Here is an 18,833-nt window from a genome sequence, read left to right on the forward strand (position 1 = left end):
ATGAGCCACGAAAAGCGCACCCTCGAATTCTATGTGCTCGCCGCCTTCTTCCTCGTCTTCGTGCTGTTCCTCTACGGGCCGCTGTCGGCCGTCTTCATCCTGTCGTTCCAGGGCCCGAATGGCGGGCTCACCTTCCCGATGAACGGCGCCTCGCTGCACTGGTTCGGCAATCTCTTCGAGAAGCAGGCCGTCGGCGATTTCGGCGCCTCGTTCCGCCGGTCCTTCACCCTCGGCGTCATGGTGATGGTGGTCAACGTCGTCGTCTCGCTGCTCGCCGGTCTCGCGTTCCGCAACCGGTTTCGCGGCTCGACGACGCTGTTCTACATCACTGTCGCCAGCCTCGTCGTGCCGTCGATCATCATCTCGCTCGGCATCGGCGTCGTCTTCCAGCAACTCGGCTTCAAGCCGGCCTGGTATTCGTCGGGCTTCGGCGCCCATCTCACTTGGACGCTGCCCTTCGGCGTTCTGATCATGTTCGCCGTGTTCAACCGCTTCTCGCCGGCCTATGAGGAGGCGGCACGCGACCTCGGCGCCACCTCCTGGCAGACCTTCTACCACGTCGTCCTGCCGATGATCGCGCCGAGCCTGATCGGCGTCGGACTGTTCGGCTTCACGCTCTCCTATGACGAATTCGCCCGCACGCTGATGACGTCCGGCACCTACAACACGCTGCCGCTCGAAATCTACGGCATGACCACCAATGTGACGACGCCCGTTCTCTACGCGCTCGGCACGGTGACCACGCTTTTCTCCTTCTCGATCATCCTCGCGGCGCTCGGCTTCATCCTCTACAGCCGCCGCAAGCAGGCGAAAGTCCTCTGATCCCATGCGCATCCTGATCGTCAATCCGAACACCACCGTTTCGATGACCCGCAAGGCCGCCGGGGCGGCACGGGAGGTCGCGGCCGCCGGCACCGAGATCGTCGAGGCGACCTCGCGCATGGGGCCCGCCTCGATCGAAGGCCATTACGACGGCGCGCTCGCCGTGCCCGGCCTGCTGGCCGAGATCGCAAGGGGCGAGGCGGAGGGGATCGACGCGGCGGTGATCGCCTGTTTCGACGATACGGGGCTCGATGCGGCGCGGTCGCGGGCGAACGTCCCCGTTCTCGGCCTGTGCGAGTCCGCCCTCGTCACGGCCGGTTTCCTCGCCCAGCGCTTTTCCGTGGTCACGACACTGGAGCGCTCCCGCGTGCTCCTTGAAAACCTGTCGCGGCATTATGGCATGGGCGGGCGGGCAAGGGTCCGGGCGGCCGATATTCCCGTCCTCGAACTGGAGGATCCCGCTTCCGGGGCACTGCCGAAGCTGCGGAGCGAAATTGAGCGTGCGCTTGCCGAGGATGGTGCCGAGGCGATCGTGCTCGGCTGCGCCGGCATGGCGGATCTCGCGCGCCGGCTTCAGCAAGACTATGGCGTTCCGGTCGTCGACGGCGTGGCTGCGGCGGTCAAGCAGGCCGAGGCGCTGGTGTCGCTCGGCCTTTCGACCAGCAAGCGCGGCTCCTATGCCGCGCCTCTCTCGAAGGCCTATGCGGGCGCCATGGCGCCGTTCGCACCCTGAGCGCTATCGGTCGAGCCAACTCGGCCGCAGCTTTTCCCCAATCATGCAATCCGTCTTCGGCGCCGCCTGTGCCGGGATGACGACCTCTCTCGGATCGAGGCCGCTGATCTCCAGCACCAGTTTCTGGCGGATGGCGATGGTGAAATCCTCGGCTTTATGGACCGGCAGGACGAAGGAGCCAGGTCCGCCGATGACGCAATCGGCATAGTAGCGGTCGAGCGGCCCGACGGAGGCGGATGGGCGGATCTGGATCGCCAGGCCGTTGATGATGATGCCGCTTCCGACCACCCTCTCGCGGGCCGGCATCACCGGCGGCCCGGCATTGTTCGGCCCGTCGCCGGAAACGTCGATGACGCGGCGCAGGGCGCGGAAGGGGGCCTCCCCGATCAGGCGCGCGCCATAGGCGATCGCGCTGGAGATCGAGGTTCCCCGCCTCGTCGTCACGGGGGCGGCGGCGATCTTTGCGGCAAGCGCCTCGGCGTCCGCCGCGCTCCCGATCACATGCCAGTCGATGCGCGAGGCCTCGTTGACGGTGCCGGCCCATTCGAAATAGCTGATCGCCACCCGCCCGGTCAGGCCGCCGGTGACGGCGTTGATCACGTCCGGATGGCGCAGCGCATCGACATAGCCGGAGCGCTGGACGCGTGCCTCCTCGATGTCCATCGACCCGGACATGTCGACCGCAAGAACGAGCTGCACGTCGACGTCGCCGCCCGCGTCGACCGGGATCGCCCGCTGTCCGGCAAGGCCGGTCAGTCCGAGGAGAAGGGCGAGCGTCGCCAGGATCATGGCATCGGGCCTCCCGTGGTCGATCAGCCGTAAAAGAGTAGCACAGGATCGGCGCGGCGCGACGCCGAAGCGTTGTCCCGCCATCAACAAAAGGTGAGGCGGGGCGCCGGGAGGCCTGCCGTTGCCTTTCCCGGCCGCAGGCCTAAGTGATGGCGCGATCTCGCCTCGGATGGAACCCGCATGCAACAGGACGGATGGATGGAAGGGGTGCCGCTCGCGTCCCTGCAGCGGTCGGCGTTCGGCTATTTTCTGGACCATACCGACCCGGGGACCGGCCTCGTCGCCGACACGTCCGCCCCCGGCGCGCCGGCCAGCATCGCCGCCACCGGCTTCGGGCTTTCGGCGTATCCCGTGGCCGTCGAGCGCGGATTCGTGACGCGGCGGGAAGCCCTGAAGCGCACGCTCGCCTGCCTGCGGTTCCTCGACGATGCGCCGACCGGCCGGCAGCCGGGCGCGGCGAGCCATCGCGGCTTCTTCTACCACTTCCTCGACATGCGGACCGGGCACCGCGCCTGGCAGTCCGAAGCCTCGACGATGGACACGGCCCTGCTCTTTGCCGGGGTGCTGATGGCGCAGCGCTACTTCGACGGCGCCGACCCCGGCGAGGCGGAAGTGCGGGAGCGGGCCGCCCGCCTCTTCGACCGGATCGACTGGGCCTTCGCGCTTGCGGGCGGCGACACGATGACGATGGGGTGGAAGCCGGGGCGCGGGCGCCTCGCCTATCGCTGGCAGGGCTACAGCGAGGCGATCCTCCTGCATGTGCTGGCGCTCGGGGCCGACACGCATTCCGTTCCGTTTTCCGCCTACGACGCCTTTACCGCGACCTATGACTGGCTTGCGGTGGAAGGCCGGCCCTATCTCTATGCCGGCCCGCTGTTCATCCACCTCTTTTCCCATGCGTGGATCGATTTCGCGGGACTGCGGGATGCCGCCATGGCCGCCCGATCGACGGACTACGCCGAGAACACGCGGCTGGCCGTGGCGACGCAGCGCCATTATGCGCGCGAGAACCCTCAAGGGTTCAGGGGATATGGCGAGGATCTCTGGGGCTTGACCGCCTGTCTCGGCCCGACGAACGCCGATCGCTCCGCGGGAGGCGCGAAACGCCGCCGGCCGTCGCCGGGCGGCTACCTCGCGCGCGGCGCTCCCTTCGGTCCGGACGACGGCACGATCGCGCCCTGGGCCCCGCTCGCCTGCCTGCCCTTCGCGCCCGAGGCGGCGCTTTCCGCGACGCGGCACATCCTGCAGCGCTATCCCGGCGTGCTGGCGGATGGCCGCTTCTACGGTGCCTTCACGCCGGATCTCGCCGGGACGGGCCCGGAAGGCTTCATCGACCGTCGCTTCACCGGGCTCGACCAGGGTCTCCTGGTGCTGATGATCGAGAACGCATGCTCGGGGCTGGTCTGGCGGCTGATGCGCGACGTGCCGGTGATCCGGAAGGGGTTGATCCGCGCCGGCTTTTCCGGCGGCTGGCTCGGCTGCGGGGACAGGCCCGTGGAAGGCGGCGAGGGCCTGCCTCGGGCCGATGCGGGGCGGGCCGGCATCGATTAACCGAATCTACAGGACGACACCTGTATCAAGGGCGTTCTGGCTGCGGGTTGCAGACGGCGCGGGCGCGAACGGACCCGCCGGACGCGTCCCGGGAGGACTGCCCGAGCCTGCAGCACAGGCAAGCATGACGCTTGGCGATGGATCTTGTAACCTGGAGCGGCGTGTCCATGCTTGGAGATTGGCAAGGGCTGGTGACCAACCTCGCGGTTCTCGCCGCGACGTTGATGCTCTGGACCATCGTCCAGGACAATGTCACCCTCTCGATCGGCCGGCTGCGCCCCTATGTCTTCGGCGTCATCGCCGGCGGCGGCGCCATGGTGCTGATGTCGGTGCCGCTCGCGCTGGCGCCCGGCGTCTATCTCGATTGCCGCGTGGCGATGGTCGCCAATGCCGGGCTGTTCGGCGGCCCGGTCTCGGCGATGGTCGCCGCGGTCTTCGCGCTCGGTTACCGGCTTTATCTCGGCGGCGCGGGCGTCGTGGTCGGATCCGCGTCGATCGCGCTTGCCATGCTGGTGGGCGTCGCCGGATACCACATGGTGCGGGGGCGCGGTCTCGGGCTTGCCGCCCTCCTCCTGTTCTCGCTCGCGGTCGCGGTCGTCGCGGTCGGCGTCTCGCTGACGCTGACGCCCGAGGTCCGCGCGCTGATGTTTCCCGATGCCGCCGTGCCGTTCGGCGTGCTGGTCTTCATCGCCACGCTGATGACGAGCCTGGTCTTGCGCCACGACCAGCGCCGGCGCGACCTGATCGAGACCAACCGTCTCTACCGCACGACGATCGAGGCGCTTCCCTATTCGCTGAACATCAAGGATCTCGACGGCCGCTTCCTTGCCGCCAATCCGGGGACCGTGGCCCTGATGCGGTCGGGCAGCGTCGACGCGCTCATCGGCAAGACCGACGCCGATTTCTATCCACCCGAGATCGCCCGGCAGTTCATGGAGGACGAGAAACGGGTGCTCGAGGCGGGCGTGATCGAAGGGCTCGACCAGTTCGTCGCCTTTCCCGACGGGAGCACCGGCTGGGTTTCGACGCTGAAGGTGCCGCTGCGCGACAGCGCGGGCCGTCTTGTCGGGCTGATCACGCACAACCGCGACATCACCGCCGAGAAACAGCTGCGCTGCGACCTCGACGCGACGCGCGAGCGCCTCAACGATGCGATGGACATGATGACCGACGGCCTCGCCATCTATGACGGCAACGGCATCCTGATCTTCTGCAACAACCGCTATCGCGAGCTCTTTCCGCGCACGGCAGACCTGAGGGTGCCCGGCGCGCGCTACGTCGATATCCTGCGCGCCGGCGTCGCCCGCGGCGAGGCGCTTGTCGATCCGGGCCACCAGCTCGAGGACTGGATCGCACGCCATTACCGGATGCTTCTCGCAGGCGACAATCACGGGGTTCAGCTTGCCGATGGCCGCTGGCTCCAGATCCGCACGGCGCCGGTGAAGGAAGGTATCCTGTTCGTGCTGACCGACGTGACGGAGCAGCGCCAGGCGGTCGAGGAGCTGAAGGCGGCGGAAGCGGAATACCGCGCGCTCTTCGAAAACGCGGTCGTCGGCATCTATCGTTCGACGCCGGACGGCCAGGTGCTGCGGGCCAACCCGGCGCTGGTGGAACTCAACGGCTATGACAGCGAAAGCGCGCTGGTCGAAGCGGTGCGTGACATCGCCGGCGAATCCTATGTCGATCCGAGACGCCGGGACGAGTTCTCGATGCTGATGGAGCGCGACGGCGGCGTCGTCGATTTCGTCTCCGAGATCTACCGGCACAGGACCCGCGAACGCATCTGGATCTCCGAGACGGCCTGGGCGGTGTTCGACGCCAACCACAAGGTCCGCTGGTACGAAGGCACGATCATCGACGTGACGGAGCGCAAGCATGCCGGCGACCGGCTTGCCGACGCCAACCGGAAGCTCGAGGAACTGGCGGCGATCGACGGCCTGACCGGGCTTTCGAACCGGCGCGTGTTCGACGAGACGCTGGAGATCGAGTTCGCCCGTCGCGGCAGGGACGGAAGCTGCCTCAGCCTCGTCCTCGTCGATGTCGACTGTTTCAAGGCCTACAACGACAGCTACGGCCATCTTGCCGGCGACGATTGCCTGCGGTTCATCAGCCAGGTCTTCCGCACCATCGTCCGGCGGCCCGCCGACCTCGCCTGCCGCTACGGCGGCGAGGAACTGGTGGCGATCCTGCCGGACACGGATGCGCAGAGCGCGCATGCGCTCGCCGAGGCGTTTCGCGCGGCGGTGAAGGGGCTGCGGATCGAGCATCGCGCCAGCGATATCGGCACGGTCTCGATCAGCGCCGGGGTGGCCACCTGCGACGGCGAGAACGGCATCGTCACGGCGGGCGAACTCATGCAGCAGGCCGACCGCGCCCTTTACGGCGCCAAGGCGGCCGGCCGCGACCGCGTCGCCGAGGCGATCGCGGCCTAACCCCGGCCTGCCGATCGGCGCGCGTCAGTCGACGCGCTGCCCGCGCACGTCGCGGATCTCCCATACCCATTGCGGATCGACGGGCACCGCGCCGTCGCGCGGCGCGACGACGAAGAAGGTCTCGAAGCTGCGCGACTGGCCGGGCGGAACGGCGAGCACGATCAGCGCCTCGTCGGAACCGACCGGCGTGCAGGCGCGATCCGGGCAGGTCTCCAGCGTCGCCTCCAACCGGAAATAGTCGAGCCGCGCCGTCGTGCTCGCATTGGTCACCGTGCCGGTGGCGCGGTAGCTCGTCGCCTGGCGCGCGGGCTCGAAGGCGATCGCGGAAATCGACAGGTCCGCGGCCGTCAGCGCCGGCGCCGCCACGTCCTCGCTCTGCGGTTCGGGCGCCGGGCGGTCCGTCAGCCAGATGACGAAGGCGACGAGGAGAAGGATGGCGACGCCGACCGACAGGATCGGTTCGGCGATGTTGCGGAACCGGGAGGAGCGGGCGGCGAGGTAGACGATCAGCAGGGCGGCGAAGGCGGCGATATAAAGGGTCATGCGGGTCCTCCGGCTGCCTATATAGGCAGGTCGGGGAGCGATGCGCAGCACTTTGCGGAAATCCTCCGTCAAAATCCCGTCAACGGGCCGGAAAGGGCGGGCCATCGCCCGCCCTTTCCGCTTATCCGTGCGCGATCATGACGTGGCGGACGGCCGTATAGTCCTCGAGCGCATAGATCGACAGATCCTTGCCGTAGCCTGACTGCTTCAGCCCGCCATGCGGCATCTCGTTGCAGAGCATGAAATGCGTGTTGATCCAGGTGCAGCCATATTGCAGGCGGGCGGCCGCCTTCATCGCGCGGGAAACGTCCTTGGTCCACACGGACGACGCAAGGCCATAGTCGCTGTCGTTCGCCCAGGTGATCGCCTGGTCCGGATCGTCGAAGCGGGTGACGGAGACGACGGGGCCGAACACCTCGCGCCGGACGATCTCGTCCTCCTGCGTTGCGCCGGCGACGACGGTCGGCTGGTAGAAGAAGCCGGCCTCGCTGCCGTTCCTGCCGCCGGTGACGACCTCGATGTGCGTCTGCTCGGCGGCGCGCTCGACGAAGCTCGCCACCCGGTCGCGCTGGCGCTTGGAGATCAGCGGGCCGATCTCGTTTTCCGTGTCGTCCTCCTGATTATACCGGATGGTCGAGACGGCGGCGGAGAGGTCGGCGACGAGCGTCTCGTAGATGCCGGACTGCGCATAGATGCGGCAGGCGGCGGTGCAGTCCTGGCCGGCATTGTAGAAGCCGAAGGTGCGGATGCCGTTGACGACGGCGTCGAGGTCGGCATCGTCATGGACGATGACCGGCGCCTTGCCGCCGAGTTCCAGATGGGTGCGCTTCACCGTCTTCGCCGCTGCCGTGAGCACCTTCTTGCCGGTCGCGATGTCGCCGGTGATTGACACCATCGCGATCTTCGGATGGTTGATGATGGCATTGCCGACCGTCTCGCCGCGCCCGAGCACAATGTTGACCACGCCTTCCGGCAGGATATCGGCCAGCAGCTTCGCCATCTTCAGCGCCGTCAGCGGCGTCTGTTCGGAGGGCTTGAAGACGACGGTGTTGCCGCCGGCAAGCGCCGGCGCCAGCTTCCACGCCATCATCATCAGCGGATAGTTCCACGGCGCGATCGAGCCGACGACGCCGACCGCATCGCGGCGGATCATCGAGGTGTGGCCGGGCAGGTACTCGCCAGCGACGGTCGCCTGCATCGAGCGGATGGCGCCGGCGAAGAAGCGGTAGCAATCGACGATCGCCGGCAGTTCGTCATTGAGCACGGCGTTGATCGGCTTGCCGCAGTTCAGCGATTCGAGCGTGGCGAAGCCGCTCGCGTCCTTCTCGATCGCGTCCGCGATCTTCAGGAGATAGCCGGAACGCTCGGCCGGGGTCGTCTGCGACCAGGACGAAAACGCCCTGTCGGCCGCGTCGACGGCCGCGTCGATCTGGGCATGCGAGGCTTCGGGAAGATCGAGGATCAGGGCACCGGTCTTCGGGTTGAGGATCGGTTCCTCGGCCTCGGTGCCGGCCGCGAAGGTCGAGCCGATCAGCATCTGAGTGTCCATGTCGTTCTCCCTGGGTGTCATGGTCTTTGCGGTTATTTGCCGGCGCCGGCGACCTGGTCGCCGTCGCGCGTGAGGTAGTAGGCGATCAGGATCGGCAGGAAGGTGACGAGCACCACCACCATGGCGACCACGTTCGTCACCGGCCGCTGGCGCGGGCGCACCAGTTCCTCGAGCATCCAGATCGGCAGGGTCGACTGCTGGCCGCCGGTGAACGTCGTGACGATCACCTCGTCGAAAGAGAGCGCGAAGGCGAGCATGCCGCCGGCGAGCAGCGCCGTGCCGATGTTCGGCAGGATGATGTGGCGGAAGGTCTGGAATCCGTCGGCGCCAAGATCCATCGACGCCTCGATCAGCGAGCCGGAGACGCGGCGGAAGCGGGCGACCGCATTGTTGTAGACGACGACGATGCAGAAGGTGGCGTGGCCGAGCACGATGGTCCAGATCGAAAACGGGATCTCCGCCAGCGAGAAGGCCGAGCGCAGCGCGATACCGGTGATGATGCCGGGCAGCGCGATCGGCAGGATGACGAGGAGCGAAATCGTCTCGCGGCCGAAAAAGGCGGTGCGGCTGACGGCGGCGGCGCAGAGCGTGCCGAGCACCATGGCGATCGCGGTGGCGATCGCCGCCACCTTGACCGACAGCGTCAGCGCCTCCCAGACGTCCGGCCGGTTCCAGGTCACGGCAAACCATTGCAGCGTCAGGCCGGGCGGCGGGAACTGGTAGCTCTTTTCCTCTGTGGTGAAGGCGTAGAGGAAAATCAAAAGGATCGGCAGGTGCAGGAAGAGAAGGCCGCCGGCGGCGGCGATCTTCAGCGCCAGCGGCGCGCGGGAGGTCCGGTCAGAGCGCATCGAAGGCCCCCATGCGCTTGGCCATCCACAGATAGAGGCCCATGATGATGATCGGCACGACGGTGAAGGCGGCGGCGAGCGGGATGTTTCCGGCCGTGCCCTGCTGGGCGTAGACGGCCTGGCCGATGAAGAGGCGCGAGGAGCCGATGATCTGCGGGATGATGTAGTCGCCGAGCGTCAGCGAGAAGGTGAAGATCGAGCCGGCGACGATGCCCGGAAGCGCCAGTGGGAAGAGGACGTGGCGAAACGTCTGCTGCGGCGTGCCGCCGAGGTCGGACGAAGCCTCGACCAGATTGCCCGGCACGCGCTCCAGCGCCGCCTGGATCGGCAGGATCATGAAGGGTAGCCAGACATAGACGAAAACGATCGCCGTGCCGGTATAGCTGACCGAGAGCGAATTGCCGCCGACGACCGGCAGCGCCAGCCAGGCGTCGAGCAGCCAGAGAAGATGCAGCTTGGCAAAGATCCAGGTGAGGATGCCTTCCTTGGCGAGGATCAGCTTCCAAGCATAGACTTTTACCAGATAGGACGACCAGAGCGGCAGCATCACGCCGAGATAGAAGGCGGCCTTCCACTTCCCGGTCGCATAGCGGGCGGCGTAATAGGCGATCGGAAAGGCGACTGCGGCCGCGATCAGCGTGACGATCGCCGCCATCACCACGGTGCGGATGATGATGTCGAGATTGCTGGCGACGAGGAGCTGGCGGTAGGTGGCAAGCGTCGGCTCGTAGGAGATCATCCCCGAAAAATCGTCGATCGAGAAGAAGCTCTGCAGCAGGAGGGCAAAGAGCGAGCCGAGATAGATGATGCCAAGCCAGAGCACCGGCGGCCCGAGCAGGACGAGCAGAAGCAGATGCGGGTGCTTCCAGAAGAAATCCGACAGGCGGCCGGCGAGGTTGCGCGCCGGCGGCGTCAGCGGCGTGTCGGCGACGAGTGTCATTCGGCCTCCATCGGATGGAGGTCGGCGCGTTCGAAACCGAGCTCGACGGGGGAGCCGACGGCGGGAACGGGGAGCGTCGGCGGGCTCAGCACGCTCATGCGCTGGCCGTCGCAATCGACGGTGACGCGGTTGACCGCGCCGAGGAAGCTGGTGGCGGTGACGATGCCGGGCAGGGTGAGCTGGTCGGCCCAGGAGGCGCCGATCTGCACCGATTCCGGCCTTATGCTGGCGGCCTGCGCGGGAATGCCAAGTCGGGCACAGGTCCGGGCGTCGAGCACGTTGGAGGACCCGACGAAGTCGGCGACGAAGCGCGTCTTCGGCCTGCGGTAGATCTCCTCCGGCGTGCCGAGCTGGGCGATGCGGCCCTCGTTGAAGACCGCGACGCGGTCGGCCATCGACAGGGCCTCGCCCTGGTCGTGGGTGACGAAGACGAAGGTGATGCCGAGCGATTTCTGCAGCGTCTTCAACTCCTCCTGCATCTGTTCGCGCAACTTGAGGTCGAGCGCGCCGAGCGGCTCGTCGAGGAGAAGCACCTTCGGCTTGTTGACCAGCGCGCGGGCGAGCGCCACGCGCTGGCGCTGGCCGCCGGAAAGCTGCCCCGGGCGGCGCGCGCCATATCCGGGAAGCTTGACCATGGCGAGCGCATCCTCTGCCGCCCGATGGCGAGTTTCGCGGGCGACGCCCTTGACCATCAGTCCATAGGCGACATTGTCGAGGATCGAGAGATGCGGGAACAGCGCATAGTCCTGGAAGACGGTGTTGACATTGCGCCGGTAGGGGGGAACCCCTTCGGCGGTCGCACCAAAGATCTCGATATGGCCGCTGGTCGGCTGCTCGAAGCCGGCCATCAGCCGGAGGCAGGTTGTCTTGCCGGAGCCGGAGGGCCCGAGCATGGCGAAGAACTCGCCCTCGGCAATCGCGAGATCCACGGCATCGACGGCCCGGACGGCGCCAAAATGGCGGGACACTGTGTCGAAGAGAACGGCAGCGGTCATGGAGGGGTCCGTCAACGGCGTTGCTGGAGCATGTCCGGTGACAACGCATCACCTGACGTGTTCTTTCGTGTTCGCATCGTCCAACGCCGACGGCAATCTCGCTCCGGCTGGACATGCTTGAGGTTCCGCGTAGGGGGCCTGACTCGCGCGTGGGCCGCAATAACGGCTATCTGCATCATCACCCGGCGCGATCGCGATGACTCAGCGGCAGCCGCCTCCCTGCGCCGCTGGAGGGCCGACAGGGCAGGGCGCCAAAAGCCACCGACGCGTCATCAGCCGGTCCGAAGCTCCGTGGCGCCCTCGCATGACGCGAGGGGAGCCGACGGCATGCCGACCTCTTCAGCGGCCGCCCCGGGTCAACGACCCCCGATGACGCCGATATAGTCGGAGACCCAGCGGTGATAGGGCACGCATTCACTCTGGCTCGCGCATTTCGTCACCGGCGTCTTCCAGAACTTGATCTTCTCGAAGTCGTTGTAGCCGTTGGCGGCGCAACCCTCATCCGTCAGCAGTTCGTTGCCCTTGCAGGCGGCGGGAACGGACGGCACCGTGCCGAACCAGGCGGAGACATCGCCCTGCACCTTCGGCGACAGCGTGTGCTCCATCCACATATAGGCGCAGTTCGGATGCTCGCTGTCGGCATGCAGCATGGTCGTGTCGGCCCAGCCGGTCGCGCCCTCCTCGGGGAAGACGGAGGCGATCGGCTGCTTCTCGGCCTTCAGCAGGTTGACCTGGAAGGGCCAGGAGCCGGAGGCGACGACGCCCTCGTTCTTGAAGTCGTCGATCTGGATCATCGCGTCGTGCCAGTAGCGGTTGGCGAGCGTGCGCTGGACGCGCAGCAGGTCGAGGGCGGCCTTGTACTGGTCCTCGTTGAGCTCGTAGGGATCCTTGATACCGAGTTCCGGCTTGTGGAACATCAGGTAGTTGGCGGCGTCCGCCACATGGATCGGACCGTCATAGGCCTGGATGCGGCCCTTGTTCGACGTGCCGTCCGGGAGCGTCATCTCCTCGAAGACGACCTTCCAGCTCTTCGGTGCCTCGCCCTTGAAGGCCTCGGTGTTGTACATCAGGACGTTCGGGCCCCAGACATAGGGCGTGCCGTAATGGGTGCCGTTGACCGTGTGCCAGGGCGCGTTCTGCAGCCGCTCGTCGATGGTCGACCAGCTCGGGATCAGCGCGGTGTTGATCGGCTGGACGCGCTTTCCGGCGACGAGGCGCAGCGACGCGTCGCCGGACGCGGTGACGAGGTCGAAGCCGCCCTCGTTCATCAGCGCCACCATTTCATCGGAGGTGGCGGCGGTCTTCACCGAGACCTTGCAGCCGCTCGACTTCTCGAATTCCGTGACCCAGTCGTAATTCTTGTCGGTCTCGCCGCGCTCGATATAGCCGGCCCAGGCGACGATCGAAAGCTCGCCTTCACCGGGCCCGAGTTCCTTCAGCGGTTCCTGGGCGATGGCCGCCGTGGAGAGCGTGAGCGAGAGGGTGAGGGCGGTGCAGCAACGAAGGAAATGCTTCATCTTGGTCTCCCGGTGGTTCGCGTTTTGCGATTGTGTGGTTCCCGGAGAAAAACCTGCCGCGATTTCGCCGCTTTCGCAAATTCATTAAACAGAATGTCGCTATCGGAAATTCCGAATGCTCAGCGGCCGCGACCGCTGCGCAGCGCCTCGGCGACACCGATGAAATCGCGCGCCGACTGCGGCAGGCCGGAGCCCTTGCGCCAGACCATGCCGACCTGAACGACGGGCAGCGCGCCGGAAACGTCGCGGCTTTCGATCCGGTCGCCTTCGAGCGACCAGGGGCGGTAGACGAGGTCGGGGAGGAGCGCGATGCCGGCGCCGGTCGCGACGAGGCTGCGCACGGCCTCGACGGAACGGGTGCGGAAGGCGACATGGGGACGGGCGCCGAGGGCGGAGAGCAGCTTGCCGGTGTTCTCCTCGATCTCGTCCACCGTCAGCATGATCAGCGGTTCCCTGGTGATGTCGGCGATGGAGATGATGTCGGCGGAGACCAGCCGGTGGCCGAGCGGCAGCCAGAGCCGGTAGGGCGAGGTCTCGACGATCTCGGCCTGCAGCGCCATCCGGTCGCGCAGGTTCGAGATCACCATGACGGCGACGTCGAGCTCGCCGCCGATCAGCAGATGTTCGAGATAGGAGCCGTTGTCCTCGATGGCGCTGACCTCGACCTCCGGGCAGGCGCGGCGGTAGCGGGCGAGAAGATCGGAGAGCACATAGCCGGCGACGAGCGAGGTGACGCCCAGATTGAGCGTGCCGCCGACGGGCCGCGCGCTCGGCGAAAAGGCGCTGCGCGCGTCGGAGACGTCGGCGAGGATCTTCGTCGCATGGCGCAGGAACTGGTGGCCGTTATGGGTGATGGTCAGGCCGCGCGGATGCCGCTCGAAGAGGGCGACGCCGAGATCGCCTTCGAGCTCGCGCACCGCCTCGGTGATCGAGGATTGCGAGATGGAGAGGTTCTGCGCCGCCCGCGTCACCGATCCCTGTTCGGCAACGGCGACGAAATACTGCAATTGCCGGAGCGTGAAGGCCATGGGGGAGGTTAACCGCCCGCCCGCCCCGGTGGCAAGTGCCGGAGCGTTGCCCCAAGGCGGGCGGAGGCCGCCGGCCCCGGAGTTTGTCAGGGAGACGTGCAATCCGGTTCCGCCGAAAAGGCAAACGACAACGAGAGCGGAGGGTCTGTCCGGTTCAAATGAACCTGACAGACCCCAGCGCCGGCGGCAGGCGGCTTCAGGCAAGGGCCGCCGCGGCGCGGGCGGCGAGGATGTCGCGGGCGGCGTGCGCCGCCTCCTTGCCTTTCACCACGAAATGCTCGCGGAAGAAGGCGATGTGGGCCTCGCCCTCCTGGAAGTGGTGCGGCGTGAGGACGGCCGACAGGACGGGCACGCCGGTGTCGAGGCCGACGCGGAGGATGGCGTCGACCACGCTTGCCGCGACGAAATCGTGGCGGTAGATGCCGCCGTCGACGACGAAGGCGACGGCGAGCACGGCGGAATAGCGGCCGCTGCGGGCGAGCGTCTGCGCATGCAGCGGAATTTCGAGCGCGCCGGGCACGTCGATGACGTCGACATCCGCTTCGGATCCGCCGGTGTCGCGCCATTCGGCGATGAAGGCGTCGACGGCGCGGTCGACGATGTCGGCATGCCAGCGGGCGCGGATCACGGCGATCCGGGTGGAGGGTCGGGTGGAGAGGGTCATGCGGGTCTGGCCTTTCAGGGTTGAGCCGTTGGATCGGTCTGCCCCTGGGCGAACGGGCACGGACGCACCGGCACCCGTGGCGGTGCCGATCATCCCTGCCGCTCTCTTTCATCCGGACTGTGACCGTCGGCTCCGGCATCGCACCGGATCTGCTGACCCCGCCGCACTGGCTGCGGCGGGCGCTCGCGGGCTCGAGGGTTGCCCCTCATACCGCCGGTGGGGAGTTCCGCCCCGCCCTGAGAACGCCGCCAGTCTAGCGCCTGCAGGGGAGATTTCAAACGATGCCGACCGCGTGGACCGGCGGAGCGGCGATAAATTTTCCGATTTTCCCGGCACGCGGGGAACGTCCGTTCCGCCCGTCCTCAGTCGCGGATGACGAGCAGGTCGCTCGCGGTGAAGCGCAGCGTCACCGTTTCACCGACGGATGGGGGAACGAGGCCCGGTGCGTTGAACATGTCGAAGGAGATGACGCTGGCGCCGACCTTCATGCGGGTGCGGATGACGGAGCCGAGGAAGTTGGTCGAGACGACCGTGCCGGTCAGCGCCGTGTCGCCCTTCGCGCCTTCGGCGATCGAGCCCGCCTCCGGGCGAAGTGCCAGCGAGACGGTGTCGCCGGCCTTGACCGCGCCGAGCGGCTCGCGAAGCGTCACGCCCTGGTCGCCGATCGAGACCCGGTTGGCCGAGGGATCGACGACCTTGGCGTCGATCAGGTTGAGGGTGCCGACGAAATTGGCGACGAAGCGGGTGGCGGGCCGGTTGTAGATATCGAAGGGCGAGCCGATCTGGTCGGCGCGGCCCGCATTCATCACGACGATGCGGTCGGAAATCGACAGCGCCTCTTCTTGGTCGTGGGTGACGAAGACGGTGGTGATGCCGAGCTGCTGCTGGATCATGCGGATCTCTTCGCGCAGTGACACGCGGATCTTGGCGTCGAGGGCGGAGAGCGGTTCGTCGAGGAGGAGCACCTGCGGCTTCGGCGCGAGCGCGCGGGCGAGCGCGACGCGCTGCTGCTGGCCACCGGACATCTGGAAGGGGAAGCGGTCGGCGAGATGTTCGAGATGAATGAGCTTCAGCATCTCCTTCACCCGCGTCTCGATCTCCGCCTTCGGGCGGCCCGCGACCTTGAGGCCGAAGGCGACATTGTCGAAGACGTTCATGTTCGGAAACAGCGCATAGGCCTGGAAGACCATGCCGATGTTGCGCTGGTTCGGGCGCAGGTCGTTCTGGTTGCGGCCGTTGATGGTGATCGCGCCGCCGCTCGGGCTCTCGAAGCCGGCGATCATGCGCAGAACGGTCGTCTTGCCGCAGCCGGACGGCCCGAGGAAGGAGACGAACTCGCCCTTCTCGATGGCCATGTTGAAATCCTTGACCACCTGGACGGGACCGAAGGACTTCTGGATACGGGTGAGGGTCAGGAAGCTCATGGTGAAATCCTCAGGCCTTTTGCGGCGCGCTCTTCTGGAAGCGCGAGACGAGCTGGATGAGACCGAGGCATCCCCAGGTGATGCCGAAGGCGATCACGGCGAGGGCGGCCGGTTCATAGGCCCGGTTTGCACCGAGAAGCTGCATGTAGGGCCCGAAGGCCGGGCGGTTCAGGAGGGCGGCCATGGTGAACTCGCCGATGACGATGGCAAAGGTCAGGAAGGCGCCGGACAGCACGGCGACGAGCACATTCGGCAGGATGATGCGCGCGAGGATGGTCATCCAGCCGGCGCCGAGGCTCTGGGCCGCCTCGGTCAGCGTCGTCACGTCGATGGTGCGCAGGCCCGTGTCGACGGCGCGGTACATGTAGGGCAGCGCCAGCGTCGCATAGCCGAACATCAGGAGGATGTTGGTACCGGTGATCGATCCCGTCAGCGGCAGCCAGCTCGAGGTGTTGTAGAGGCGGATATAGCCGAAGACGATGACGATCGCCGGGATGACCAGCGGCAGCAGCGTGACGAACTCGATATAGGGCCGAAGGAAGGGCAGCTTCAGCCGCACCCAGTAGGCGGTCGGAACGACGAGAAGGACGCCGAAGACGATCGTCGCCAGCGCCATGATCACCGAATAGCCGAAGGTCTGCTGGAAGGCGGGATCGGCGAGCACCTTGCCGTAGGCGTCGAACGAATACTCGCCGCGGCGCATCTTCAGCGAGAAGTTGGTCATGCCGATCAGCGGCAGGGCGAAATAGAGCAGGCCGAAGAGGAGGGCGCCCCAGGCGAAGATCTTCTTCATTTCAGCCACCTTTCGCTGCGGGCGCGCAGCCAGATGTAGATCGCGTTGGCGATGCCGGTGATGACGATCATGCCGAAGGCGAGCGCATAGCCGAGATGGGGATTGCCGAGCACGTCGCCGCGGATCTGGGCGAAGAGCAGGATCGGCGCGATCGACAGCGACGAGCCGGTGAGCGCGATCGCGGTGGCGACGGCGCCGAAGGAATTGGCGAAGAGCAGGGCGAAGGTGCCGAGCAGCGACGGCAGCAGGATCGGGAAGGCGACCATGCGCCAGTACTGCGCCCCGGTCGCCCCGAGGATCTCGGCCGCCTCGCGCCATTCCCGCTTCAGCCCGTCGAGCGCTGGCGTGATGATCAGGATCATCAGCGGGATCTGGAAGAAGAGATAGGTCAGCGTCAGGCCCCAGAAGGACAGAAGGTTGAAGCCGAGCAGGCGCAGGTCGATGCCGAGCTGGGTCTTCAGGAACACGGTGACGAGGCCGACGGGACCGAGTGTCGCGAGGAAGGCGAAGGCGAGCGGCACGCCGGCGAAGTTCGAGGCGACGCCGGAAAAGGTCAGAAGCGGCCCGCGGATCGCCTTCGGCAGCCCGCCGAGCACGACCGCGGCGGCGATCGCGAAGCCGATGAGGCAGCCGAGCAGCGCGGAGGCGACGCTGATGCGGATCGAGATCCAGTAGGCGCGCATGATCGAGTCGGTGAAGAGCGCGGCAATGTTGTCGACGGTGAAGCCGCCCTCCGGCGTCTGGAAGGCGCCGACGACGATTCTCAGCGTCGGCAGGATGAGGAACAGCAGCACGAAGGCGGCAAACGGCAGCACGCCGAGCCAGTGCAGCGGCAGTTGCGCGCGCTCCCCTGCCGGCGGCGCCGCAGCGCCGGAATTTTCAGATGACATCCCCGTTCGCCCCTGGAAGGTCGGCGGTCGTCCGCCTGTTTTTTTAAGGAAAAGCATATCGAAAACCGCCCCGGCGACCGGGCGCCGGGGCGGAAGGGATCAGGCCTTACTGGACGTTGGCGCCGACGACCGAGTCCCAGCCGCCAGTGACGGCGGCCTTGTTGGCGTCGACTTCCTCGAGCGTCGGGAAGTATGCCTTCTCATAGGCCGCCGCCGGCGGCAGGGCGTCGATCAGTTCCTGCGGAACCTTGCCGGCCTTGACCATGGCGTTGAAGCGGGCCGGGTGGCAGAAGCCCTTCAGCCAGCCGAGCTGGCCTTCGTCCGAATAGAGGTGTTCCATCCAGAGCTTGGCGGCATTCGGATGCGGCGCATAGGCGGAGATGCCCTGCACGTAGACGCCGGCGAGGACGCCGCTTTCCGGAACGACGACCTCGGTCGGCGGGTTGCCGTTCAGCGTCTTCGCCCAGCCGAGCGCGTTGTAGTCCCAGGCGACGATGATCGGGGTCGAGCCCTGCGCCAGCGTGCCGGACTTGCCGATGACCGGAACGAAGTTGCCGGCCTTGTTCATCTCGGCGAAATAGGCAAGGCCGGCCTCGCCAGCGTCCTTGCCGGACTTTGCGCCCTTGCCGAGACCGGCGGCGAGCACGCCGAGGATCGCCTGGTTCGAGGCGCGCGGGTCGCCGGCAAGCGCCACCTGGCCGGAATATTCCGGCTTCAGCAGGTCGGCCCAGTCCTTCGGCGTGTTGGTGACGAGGTCCTTGTTCACGAAGAACGACATGACGCCGTAATAGTCGCCGTACCAGTAGCCTTCGGCGTCCTTGACGGAATCCGGGATCTCGTCCCAGGTCGAGACCTTGTAGGGCTGCAGCAAGCCTTCGGCCTTCATCTGCGGGCCGAAGGCGAGACCGACGTCGACGACGTCCGGGGCCTGCGGGCCCTTGTTGTCCTTGTTCGCCTTGACGGCCTCGACCTCGTCGGCGGAACCGGCGTCGGGGTTGAGCTCGTTGACCTGGATTTCGGGATACTTCGCCTTGAACGAGGCGATGACGTCGCCATAGCCGCACCAGTCGTGCGGCAGCGCGATCGTCGTCAGCATGCCCTCCTTCTTGGCCGCTTCGATCAGTTCGGCGCTCGGCTCGGCGGCCGCGACGGCCGTGGTCGCGACGAGGATCGCCGTGGTCAGCGAAAGCAGGCGGCGGGTCTTGGAAATCACGGGGTTTCTCCTGTTGTTGTTCATCAGTTCCGCGTGGGCTGATTAAGGTTTTCCGGTGACGCTCATGTGACAGTATTGTCGCGGCCGCGGACCCGAAGGATC

The 18,833-nt window shown here is 66.8% G+C and carries 17 protein-coding genes and 1 riboswitch; of the genes, 4 read left to right on the top strand and 13 right to left on the bottom strand.

From position 1 onward, the window contains the following. Positions 1-822 (top strand): ABC transporter permease, encoded by an 822-nt coding sequence (locus ACEVQ6_RS06355; protein WP_374888080.1) that lies wholly within the window; start codon positions 1-3, stop codon positions 820-822. A 4-nt stretch (positions 823-826) separates the two neighbouring features. After that, complete coding sequence (locus tag ACEVQ6_RS06360) at positions 827-1,555, top strand: aspartate/glutamate racemase family protein (protein ID WP_374888081.1); 729 nt, start codon at positions 827-829, stop codon at positions 1,553-1,555. A gap of 3 nt (positions 1,556-1,558) precedes the next feature. Here the strand turns inward: ACEVQ6_RS06360 and ACEVQ6_RS06365 are convergent, their stop codons facing one another. Continuing rightward, on the bottom strand, positions 1,559-2,341 hold the full coding sequence (locus ACEVQ6_RS06365) for a DUF1194 domain-containing protein (protein ID WP_374888223.1): 783 nt from the start codon (positions 2,339-2,341) through the stop codon (positions 1,559-1,561). 183 nt (positions 2,342-2,524) lie between these two features. Here ACEVQ6_RS06365 and ACEVQ6_RS06370 point away from each other — a divergent pair, with 183 nt between their 5' ends. Continuing rightward, entirely contained in the window at positions 2,525-3,895 is a 1,371-nt protein-coding gene (locus ACEVQ6_RS06370) for a glucoamylase family protein (protein WP_374888082.1), read from the top strand. A gap of 167 nt (positions 3,896-4,062) precedes the next feature. Continuing rightward, the gene (locus ACEVQ6_RS06375; protein ID WP_374888083.1) at positions 4,063-6,327 is read left to right on the top strand and encodes a diguanylate cyclase; all 2,265 of its coding nucleotides are present in this window, start codon (positions 4,063-4,065) and stop codon (positions 6,325-6,327) included. A 24-nt stretch (positions 6,328-6,351) separates the two neighbouring features. On the opposite strand, the gene ACEVQ6_RS06380 is transcribed toward ACEVQ6_RS06375, so the two are convergent. The 12 genes from ACEVQ6_RS06380 to ACEVQ6_RS06435 form a co-directional block, all read right to left on the bottom strand. Next, a complete protein-coding gene (locus ACEVQ6_RS06380) occupies positions 6,352-6,870 on the bottom strand; it encodes a hypothetical protein (RefSeq protein ID WP_374888084.1) in 519 nt (172 codons plus the stop codon). A 121-nt stretch (positions 6,871-6,991) separates the two neighbouring features. Further along, on the bottom strand, positions 6,992-8,419 hold the full coding sequence (locus ACEVQ6_RS06385; protein ID WP_374888085.1) for a gamma-aminobutyraldehyde dehydrogenase: 1,428 nt from the start codon (positions 8,417-8,419) through the stop codon (positions 6,992-6,994). Positions 8,420-8,451: 32 nt separating this feature from the next. Continuing rightward, positions 8,452-9,267: an ABC transporter permease gene (locus tag ACEVQ6_RS06390; RefSeq protein ID WP_374888086.1), complete on the bottom strand. Its 816-nt coding sequence runs from the start codon at positions 9,265-9,267 to the stop codon at positions 8,452-8,454. Continuing rightward, a complete protein-coding gene (locus ACEVQ6_RS06395; protein ID WP_374888087.1) occupies positions 9,257-10,207 on the bottom strand; it encodes an ABC transporter permease in 951 nt (316 codons plus the stop codon). Before ACEVQ6_RS06395 ends, ACEVQ6_RS06390 begins: the two co-directional genes overlap by 11 nt. Next, on the bottom strand, positions 10,204-11,202 hold the full coding sequence (locus ACEVQ6_RS06400) for an ABC transporter ATP-binding protein (protein ID WP_374888088.1): 999 nt from the start codon (positions 11,200-11,202) through the stop codon (positions 10,204-10,206). The genes ACEVQ6_RS06395 and ACEVQ6_RS06400 overlap by 4 nt, the downstream gene beginning before the upstream one ends. A 356-nt stretch (positions 11,203-11,558) precedes the next feature. Then, positions 11,559-12,719 (bottom strand): ABC transporter substrate-binding protein, encoded by a 1,161-nt coding sequence (locus ACEVQ6_RS06405; protein ID WP_374888089.1) that lies wholly within the window; start codon positions 12,717-12,719, stop codon positions 11,559-11,561. 119 nt (positions 12,720-12,838) lie between these two features. Continuing rightward, positions 12,839-13,747 (bottom strand): LysR family transcriptional regulator, encoded by a 909-nt coding sequence (locus ACEVQ6_RS06410; RefSeq protein ID WP_374888090.1) that lies wholly within the window; start codon positions 13,745-13,747, stop codon positions 12,839-12,841. Between the two features lie 196 nt (positions 13,748-13,943). After that, complete coding sequence (locus ACEVQ6_RS06415; protein ID WP_374888091.1) at positions 13,944-14,411, bottom strand: 6,7-dimethyl-8-ribityllumazine synthase; 468 nt, start codon at positions 14,409-14,411, stop codon at positions 13,944-13,946. A 96-nt stretch (positions 14,412-14,507) separates the two neighbouring features. After that, positions 14,508-14,659: riboswitch (FMN riboswitch) on the bottom strand. Between the two features lie 114 nt (positions 14,660-14,773). Continuing rightward, positions 14,774-15,835 carry an ABC transporter ATP-binding protein gene (locus ACEVQ6_RS06420; RefSeq protein ID WP_374888092.1) on the bottom strand — a complete coding sequence of 354 codons (1,062 nt, stop codon included), beginning with the start codon at positions 15,833-15,835 and terminating at the stop codon, positions 14,774-14,776. A gap of 10 nt (positions 15,836-15,845) precedes the next feature. Continuing rightward, positions 15,846-16,628 carry an ABC transporter permease gene (locus ACEVQ6_RS06425; protein WP_374888093.1) on the bottom strand — a complete coding sequence of 261 codons (783 nt, stop codon included), beginning with the start codon at positions 16,626-16,628 and terminating at the stop codon, positions 15,846-15,848. Continuing rightward, on the bottom strand, positions 16,625-17,518 hold the full coding sequence (locus ACEVQ6_RS06430) for an ABC transporter permease (protein ID WP_374888094.1): 894 nt from the start codon (positions 17,516-17,518) through the stop codon (positions 16,625-16,627). Before ACEVQ6_RS06430 ends, ACEVQ6_RS06425 begins: the two co-directional genes overlap by 4 nt. Before the next feature lie 106 nt (positions 17,519-17,624). Continuing rightward, positions 17,625-18,731, bottom strand: coding sequence for an ABC transporter substrate-binding protein (locus ACEVQ6_RS06435; protein WP_374888095.1), 1,107 nt, complete (start codon positions 18,729-18,731; stop codon positions 17,625-17,627). Between the last annotated feature and the right edge of the window lie 102 nt (positions 18,732-18,833).

This window comes from Ensifer soli (genome assembly GCF_041928815.1).
Classification (GTDB): Bacteria; Pseudomonadota; Alphaproteobacteria; order Rhizobiales; family Rhizobiaceae; genus JBHFEI01.

Excerpts from the sequence above, each read along its gene's own strand:
- ACEVQ6_RS06355 (WP_374888080.1), top strand. The coding sequence starts at position 1 with ATGAGCCACGAAAAGCGCACCCTCGAATTCTATGTGCTCGCCGCCTTC.
- ACEVQ6_RS06360 (WP_374888081.1), top strand. The coding sequence starts at position 827 with ATGCGCATCCTGATCGTCAATCCGAACACCACCGTTTCGATGACCCGC.
- ACEVQ6_RS06370 (WP_374888082.1), top strand. The coding sequence starts at position 2,525 with ATGCAACAGGACGGATGGATGGAAGGGGTGCCGCTCGCGTCCCTGCAG.
- ACEVQ6_RS06375 (WP_374888083.1), top strand. The coding sequence starts at position 4,063 with ATGCTTGGAGATTGGCAAGGGCTGGTGACCAACCTCGCGGTTCTCGCC.
- ACEVQ6_RS06380 (WP_374888084.1), bottom strand. The coding sequence starts at position 6,870 with ATGACCCTTTATATCGCCGCCTTCGCCGCCCTGCTGATCGTCTACCTC.
- ACEVQ6_RS06385 (WP_374888085.1), bottom strand. The coding sequence starts at position 8,419 with ATGGACACTCAGATGCTGATCGGCTCGACCTTCGCGGCCGGCACCGAG.
- ACEVQ6_RS06390 (WP_374888086.1), bottom strand. The coding sequence starts at position 9,267 with ATGCGCTCTGACCGGACCTCCCGCGCGCCGCTGGCGCTGAAGATCGCC.
- ACEVQ6_RS06395 (WP_374888087.1), bottom strand. The coding sequence starts at position 10,207 with ATGACACTCGTCGCCGACACGCCGCTGACGCCGCCGGCGCGCAACCTC.
- ACEVQ6_RS06400 (WP_374888088.1), bottom strand. The coding sequence starts at position 11,202 with ATGACCGCTGCCGTTCTCTTCGACACAGTGTCCCGCCATTTTGGCGCC.
- ACEVQ6_RS06405 (WP_374888089.1), bottom strand. The coding sequence starts at position 12,719 with ATGAAGCATTTCCTTCGTTGCTGCACCGCCCTCACCCTCTCGCTCACG.
- ACEVQ6_RS06410 (WP_374888090.1), bottom strand. The coding sequence starts at position 13,747 with ATGGCCTTCACGCTCCGGCAATTGCAGTATTTCGTCGCCGTTGCCGAA.
- ACEVQ6_RS06415 (WP_374888091.1), bottom strand. The coding sequence starts at position 14,411 with ATGACCCTCTCCACCCGACCCTCCACCCGGATCGCCGTGATCCGCGCC.
- ACEVQ6_RS06420 (WP_374888092.1), bottom strand. The coding sequence starts at position 15,835 with ATGAGCTTCCTGACCCTCACCCGTATCCAGAAGTCCTTCGGTCCCGTC.
- ACEVQ6_RS06425 (WP_374888093.1), bottom strand. The coding sequence starts at position 16,628 with ATGAAGAAGATCTTCGCCTGGGGCGCCCTCCTCTTCGGCCTGCTCTAT.
- ACEVQ6_RS06430 (WP_374888094.1), bottom strand. The coding sequence starts at position 17,518 with ATGTCATCTGAAAATTCCGGCGCTGCGGCGCCGCCGGCAGGGGAGCGC.